Source organism: Enterobacter cloacae complex sp. IR5459 (genome assembly GCF_049238005.1).
GTDB classification, from domain to species: Bacteria; Pseudomonadota; Gammaproteobacteria; order Enterobacterales; family Enterobacteriaceae; genus Enterobacter; species Enterobacter hormaechei_C.
Genome location: NZ_JBMKIG010000062.1, coordinates 1 through 1,175 on the forward strand (window position 1 = coordinate 1; position 1,175 = coordinate 1,175).

At 52.9% G+C, this 1,175-nt stretch carries 1 rRNA gene; it reads right to left on the reverse strand.

Annotated elements, in window-relative coordinates:
• A 23S ribosomal RNA gene (locus ACOTX4_RS25925) occupies window positions 1-1,175 on the reverse strand; the annotation flags it as partial.

The window sequence follows — 1,175 nt, forward strand, 5'->3', positions numbered from 1 at the left end:
CTTCACCTACCTATCAGCGTGCCTTCTCCCGAAGTTACGGCACCATTTTGCCTAGTTCCTTCACCCGAGTTCTCTCAAGCGCCTTGGTATTCTCTACCTGACCACCTGTGTCGGTTTGGGGTACGATTTCGTGTTACCTGATGCTTAGAGGCTTTTCCTGGAAGCAGGGCATTTATCACTTCAGCACCGTAGTGCCTCGTCATCACACCTCAGCGTTAATAAGGTACCGGATTTACCTGGAACCTCCGCCTACATGCTTAAACCGGGACAACCGTCGCCCGGCTGACATAGCCTTCTCCGTCCCCCCTTCGCAGTAACACCAAGTACAGGAATATTAACCTGTTTCCCATCGACTACGCCTTTCGGCCTCGCCTTAGGGGTCGACTCACCCTGCCCCGATTAACGTTGGACAGGAACCCTTGGTCTTCCGGCGAGCGGGCTTTTCACCCGCTTTATCGTTACTTATGTCAGCATTCGCACTTCTGATACCTCCAGCATGCCTCACAGCACACCTTCAACGGCTTACAGAACGCTCCCCTACCCAACAACACATAAGCGTCGCTGCCGCAGCTTCGGTGCATGGTTTAGCCCCGTTACATCTTCCGCGCAGGCCGACTCGACCAGTGAGCTATTACGCTTTCTTTAAATGATGGCTGCTTCTAAGCCAACATCCTGGCTGTCTGTGCCTTCCCACATCGTTTCCCACTTAACCATGACTTTGGGACCTTAGCTGGCGGTCTGGGTTGTTTCCCTCTTCACGACGGACGTTAGCACCCGCCGTGTGTCTCCCGTGATAACATTCTTCGGTATTCGTAGTTTGCATCGGGTTGGTAAGCCGGGATGGCCCCCTAGCCGAAACAGTGCTCTACCCCCGAAGATGAGTTCACGAGGCGCTACCTAAATAGCTTTCGGGGAGAACCAGCTATCTCCCGGTTTGATTGGCCTTTCACCCCCAGCCACAGGTCATCCGCTAATTTTTCAACATTAGTCGGTTCGGTCCTCCAGTTAGTGTTACCCAACCTTCAACCTGCCCATGGCTAGATCACCGGGTTTCGGGTCTATACCCTGCAACTTAACGCCCAGTTAAGACTCGGTTTCCCTTCGGCTCCCCTATACGGTTAACCTTGCTACAGAATATAAGTCGCTGACCCATTATACAAAAGGTACGCAGTCAC